Raw genomic sequence first — 6,228 nt, forward strand, 5'->3', positions numbered from 1 at the left:
ATCAACTAAATGACCTGGGGGTAATAGTATTTTATGGCGATAGCTTGGCCAAGTTCTGGATTATGGTATAATATCCAGAATAAAGGATTAGCGACAGGTTCGCTACCCAAGCTATCTACGTCTTAATTTCCTCCATGAATATTTCAGTAATCACTCAAATGAGGGAATACTTCATTTAATGAAGGCGAATTTAGTAACCCGTGGCAATGCGTCCAGATCCACGGTCTAAGTTAAGTCCAGTGTCATACATCATAAATTTACACTCAGGTAGGTGTTTAGTACTATTGTTTCTTAGGGAAATAGGCAGAGAGAAGATAGCAGCCTTCAAACCTACAAACAAGCGATAGGTGAAGCAGTGCATAATCTTAGGTCGGTAAGTTAATCGTAATTTCTACAAGCACAGGAAGTTTACGAAGAGAAGATTCCACAAAGCCTTGAATATACTCTAGCAAAATTATTGTTTAGGCAACAGTATTACCGGTCACATTAACATAATTTGAGAAAAAGAAACATAAAACTATACAATTTCGTACAGTTATTTTCTAAATATCTGGTAACAAAAATGTGGAGGTGCTGCATAGAAGTTTTATACGAAGATTAGAGACACTCAAGCTGTGCGATCGCTTCGAGAATTGGTTGATAATACTCCATATTTCCTTCTTGATAATAGATATCAGCACATTTTTGAAAATCCCCAACTGCACCTTCATAGTCTTGTAGACGACGCCGGATATCAGCTCTGAGCATATAAGCTGAAGCCCAATAAGGTTGACGTTCTAAAGCTTGGTTTAAATCAGCCAACCCAGCGGTTAGGTCTCCCAACATAGAAAGGGCGCGACCTCGATTGTACCAGTCTTCCACTATACTAGACTCCATAGAAATAACTTGACTATAATCTTCTATTGCTCCTTGATAGTCCTCCAGAGCATAGCGAGCATTGGCGCGATAGCGAAGCGCATGTGCAAGCAGATCGCGGTAAAAAGCAGATAGAGGATCCCTTTTAAGTGCTATGGCTGCGCCACGCAAGCTATTGGTGTAGTCTGCAGCTGCACTCTCATAGTCTTGGAGCTTGTAACACACAGAGGCTCGATTGTAGTAAGCTTCTATCAAATCGGGATTGATTTCTAATGCTTGATTATAATCTGCTATGGCCTTATCTTCCTCGCCTAAAAGACGATAAGCATTACCCCGATTACAGTAAGCTTGGGAAAAGTTAGGAAGTAACTCTATGGCTTGAGTATTATCTGCAACTGCGGCGAAGAAATATTCCAAATTATGGTGAGCAATACCTCGACCATAATAAGCTGCAACTAAATCAGGAGTAATCTTTAATGCCGTGGTATAATCATCAATAGCTCCTTGATAATCTCCCCAACTAGACAAAGTTGCAGCACGATGGTAGTACCCTGTGGCCAAATGCGGCTCAAGTTGTATAAGTCGATTACTATCATCAACGGCTCCTTGAAAATCTCCCACAAGGCGACGTACATTCGCGCGCAAACCGTATACTAAAGCTAGAGTCGGGTTTTTTTGCAGTGCTTGGCTATAGTCCTCCAGGGCTTGGCGGTAATCTCTTAAAGTTTCTCTAATCAAACCCAGTTCAGTGTATGCTTGCACATCATCAGGGTTCAACTTCAGTGCTTGGTTAAAGTCAGCAATTGCCTGCGTAAAATCTTCCAGGCGAGAATACACAAGACCCCGATTGTAGTAAGCTTCAGCAAAGCCAGAGTCAATTTTCAAAGCCCGATTGTAATCCTCTATCGCGGCCTGATTTTCTCCCAGGGCATAGCGGGCATTACCTCGATTATGATAAGCTACAGCCAAATTGGCATCTATTTGTAAAGCCCGCTCATGGTCAGCGATCGCTTCAGCATACTTCCCTAAAATATAGTAGATATTACCTCTAGCGATGTGAGCGGCAGCAAAATCAGGATACCATTGTAAAGCTTGCTGCAAATCGGCAAGCGCTCCTTGATAATCACTGCGATGACAACGCTCTACACCCCGATTATGTAAAGCCTTAGCAACATCAAAGTGGATATCAGTAGCTAAGTCAGGATTTTTTTCTATCGCTTGTTGATAATCCGCGATCGCTTGGTTATAATTTTGTAACCCAAGGTAGGCATTACCCCGACCGTGGTATGACCCCGCAAAATTTGGGTCAATTTCTATAGCTTGCTCAAAATCGGCAATAGACCCCTGATAATCCCCTAGGAAGTAAAGGGCATTACCACGATTGTAATATGCTGCGGACAGGTTTGGATTAATTTCTATAACTTGATTAAAGTCGGCGATCGCCCCATAATAATCTTTGAGTTGACTGCTGAGAATCAGACCCCTATTATAGTACGCCTCGGCCTGGCCTGGCCGAGCCGCAATAACTTGAGTATAATCTGCTAAGGCTTCTAGATAGTCACCTTGCAAATGTTTATTGAATCCCTCTTGGAACAACTCGTCAGCATTCATCTCATTTCTCTGGGTGATTACGCTCCCGTCACTCATTGTAATCTAGAGGTACTTTCACATCAATTTATTCATGCTGACTTGCACCAGAGTATTTATACTCCCTCGCCTCAATCACCGTTATGTTTAAACTAGATATTTGTGAAAAAATCACAAATATAGCATTTACCATGCTCGTGAGGTACATTTTTTTTTAGTTTGAGGGAACAGGGAACAGGGAACAGGGAACAGGGAATAGGGAATTGGTGTGTACTTCATGAGCCTGAAAAAGGCTATATGTCCTTTAGCAATAAAAATTGACTATGCTCATAGAGTTTAGTATTGGTAATTACAGATCATTTAAAGATAAAGTCACCTTTAGCATGAAGGCGGCTAATATTGTCGCCCAAGACACAAAAACTGATGAACACAATACTTTTGTTGTAGATGATAAACTGACATTACTTAAAAGTGCTGCCATTTATGGTGCTAATGCTAGCGGTAAAAGTAATCTAGCAAAAGCCATCAACTTTATGAAATGGTTTATGATTAACTCCTCTAAAGAAACTCAGAGTACGGAACCAATAAATGTGGAACCATTTGCACTTAGTACCGAAACTCAGACCCAACCATCTTTATTTGAGATGGTATTTATTTTAGATGATAAAACCTATCGATATTGTTTTAAAGCAACTGAAAAAAATATTGTTTCAGAATGGTTATTTTATGTACCTAAAAAAAGACAAACTCGACTTTTTGAACGCAAGGATCAAGAGTTCAATATATCTAAAAATTTTCAAGGAGAAGACGTTCAATCAAAAACTAGAGAAAATGCACTATTTATATCAGTAGCTGCTCAATTTAATGTTGAAATAGCTAAGAAAATACTAGATTGGCTCACCACAAAAATACAAATAATTTCCGGGTTAAATAGTTATTTAAGTTACACAGTTAAGTTTTTAGAACCGGGTCATGATAATAGAGAAGAAATTATTCAATTAATCAAAAATCTAGATTTAGATATCAGAGACATCAGGGTTACAGAAAGAGAGATTACACTTAACCCTTTGTTAATACCAGAAGAACTATTAAAAGAACTTAAGAGCGGAACTGTAAAAGCAACATCACAAACTATAATGACCATGCATAAAAAATTTGATCCTCAAGGTAATTTTATATCTCTGGAGTCATTTTATTTAGACAATCAAGAATCGGAAGGAACGAAAAAAATATTTTCTATAGCGGGACTTTTAATAGATACCCTTAAAAAAGGTAATACTTTAATATTTGATGAATTTGATGCAAGACTTCATCCTTTGATGAGTAAAGCAATTGTGGAAATGTTTAACTCTCAAGAAACCAATTATAAGAATGCACAATTGATATTTATGACTCATGATACCAACCTTCTGAATAACAAACTATTTCGTAGGGATCAAATTTGGTTTACAGAAAAAAATAAATATGGCGCTACAGATTTATATTCCTTAGTGGAATATAAAATTAAGAATGACGCTTCATTTGAAAGTGACTACATTAAAGGTAAATATGGCGCTATTCCCTTTATTGGTAACTTGAGCCAAATCTGGGATGATAATAATGGCTAAAAAAAAGATGGAACCCTCATCTCGTGGTTATTCTGAGAGAAGAGTTGGAACACGGAAATTACGACAAAAATTTTTAATTGTCTGTGAAGGTAAAGAAACTGAACCAAACTACTTTAAATCTTTTCGTGTTCCGAAAGATGTAATTGATGTGCAAGGATTCGGCTATAATCCAAGTAAACTGGTAGAAAAAGCGAAAGAATTGAATACTCAAAATAAAGGAGAATATGACCAAGTTTGGTGTGTATTTGACCGATATGATTCGCCAAAGGAAGATTTTAACAATGCAATAGCAAATGCTAAAAGAGAACGATTTAACGTTGCTTATTCTAATGAAGCTTTTGAATTATGGTATGTTTTACATTTTGAATTTCTTGATACCGGAATTACCAGAGAAGATTATATTAAGAAATTAAAAACGCACCTGAAACAACAATATAAGAAAAACAGTAATAAAATTTATGAACAAATAGAAGATTTACAAAGTACTGCCATTAAAAATGCTGAAAATCTTCTCAAACAATATAATCCACCCCAACCAGAAAGTGATAATCCTTCTACAACAGTACATCTTCTAGTTAAAGAATTAAACCAATTCATTCCATAAAGCGTCAGCATTTAACGCTAAACTTAAACCTGGAAGTTTGCCTAATATAATATATTCAAATATTTAACCCCATATTATTAATGTTAACCTGATCATATTTGATCTGGGGTGGGCATTGCCCACCACAAACTTTTACAGCTTAAACTTCTGAGTAATACGCTTCATAGCTTCCTCCACATTTTCCCGACTATTAAAAGCCGAAATGCGGAAATAACCCTCACCCGCAGCACCAAAACCAGAACCAGGGGTACCCACCACATTTACAGTCTGTAGCAGCTTATCAAAAAAGTCCCAACTAGATAAATCATTGGGGGTCTTCACCCAAACATAAGGAGCATTTACCCCACCATATACAGCCAAACCTGCGCCAGAAAGTTGCTCACGAATAATTTTGGCATTTTCTAGGTAAAAACTTACCAATGCCTGAATCTGTGCTTGTCCTGCTTGAGAGTATACAGCTTCAGCACCCCGTTGGATGATGTAGGAAACCCCATTAAACTTAGTGGATTGGCGACGGTTCCACAACTTCCACAATTCCACATCAGAACCATCAGCAGCTTTGGCGGTTAGGGTCTTGGGTACAACAGTTAAAGCGCAACGGGTTCCTGTAAAACCTGCATTCTTAGAGAAAGAACGAAACTCAATAGCACATTCCCTTGCGCCTTCAATTTCATATATTGAGTGAGGAATGGTCGGATCAGTGATATAAGCTTCGTAAGCAGCATCAAAGAAAATAATCGAGTTATGGGCTCTCGCATAGTCTACCCATGCTTGGAGATGTTCCTTAGTCGCAGTTGCGCCAGTAGGATTGTTGGGGAAACACAGATAAATTAAATCGACTTTCTGGGAGGGAATCTCAGCTGTGAAGTTATTTTCAGCCGAAATCGGCAGATACACTAAACCCGCAAATTCCCCTTGATCATTAGCTTCCCCGGTATTACCAGCCATAACATTAGTGTCCACATAGACGGGGTATACAGGGTCTGTAACTGCAATAATGTTATTTTTGCCAAAAATGTCGAGAATGTTGCCTGTATCGCACTTAGAACCATCAGAGATAAAGATTTCTGAGGCATCTATATCAGCCCCTCTGGCTTGAAAATCTTGAGAGGCAATCTTTTCTCGCAGCCAAGCATAACCTTGTTCTGGGCCATAGCCTTTAAAAGTAGTGCGATCACCCATTTCTGCGACAGCTGCGATCATAGCCGTGCGACAGGCTTCTGGTAGAGGTTCAGTAACATCACCAATACCCAAGCGGATAATTTTCGCATCAGGATTTGCTTGAGCAAAGGTATTCACCCGCCGAGCAATTTCGGGAAACAAGTAACCAGCTTTGAGCTTCAGATAGTTGTCGTTAATTGTTGCCATAGTAAAGTTTAAACAATCAGCCTAGCTAAAATAGCTTATCTGTTTTTTTGTAAAGCTGCGCCAAAATCTGCTATATAAATCCTAGACAAGTCTAGACATTTATTTCTTACTTCAATGGGAGCATGGGAGCGGTTATCCCTCAGTAAGCTTTCAAGGTTTAGCCAACCTCGATAAGTTAATTGCTGCGTTTAAATCCCTGTCCATTGA

Annotated in this window: 4 protein-coding genes; 2 read left to right on the forward strand and 2 right to left on the reverse strand. The window is 38.7% G+C overall.

From position 1 onward, the window contains the following. Positions 1-597: 597 nt before the first annotated feature. Positions 598-2,466: a tetratricopeptide repeat protein gene (locus PN447_RS03870; RefSeq protein WP_271760964.1), complete on the reverse strand. Its 1,869-nt coding sequence runs from the start codon at positions 2,464-2,466 to the stop codon at positions 598-600. 299 nt (positions 2,467-2,765) lie between these two features. Between PN447_RS03870 and PN447_RS03875 the strand changes: the two genes are divergently transcribed. Together PN447_RS03875 and PN447_RS03880 are read left to right on the forward strand one after the other, a co-directional pair. Next, the gene (locus PN447_RS03875; RefSeq protein WP_271760965.1) at positions 2,766-4,049 is read left to right on the forward strand and encodes an AAA family ATPase; all 1,284 of its coding nucleotides are present in this window, start codon (positions 2,766-2,768) and stop codon (positions 4,047-4,049) included. Further along, positions 4,042-4,653 carry an RloB family protein gene (locus PN447_RS03880; protein ID WP_271760966.1) on the forward strand — a complete coding sequence of 204 codons (612 nt, stop codon included), beginning with the start codon at positions 4,042-4,044 and terminating at the stop codon, positions 4,651-4,653. Before PN447_RS03875 ends, PN447_RS03880 begins: the two co-directional genes overlap by 8 nt. A 132-nt stretch (positions 4,654-4,785) precedes the next feature. Here PN447_RS03880 and PN447_RS03885 read toward each other — a convergent pair whose 3' ends face one another. Further along, positions 4,786-6,021, reverse strand: a complete 1,236-nt coding sequence (locus PN447_RS03885; RefSeq protein WP_271760968.1) for an LL-diaminopimelate aminotransferase — start codon at positions 6,019-6,021, stop codon at positions 4,786-4,788. Positions 6,022-6,228: the final 207 nt, after the last annotated feature.

This window comes from Anabaena sp. CS-542/02 (assembly GCF_028331085.1).
Lineage (GTDB): Bacteria > Cyanobacteriota > Cyanobacteriia > Cyanobacteriales > Nostocaceae > Anabaenopsis > Anabaenopsis arnoldii.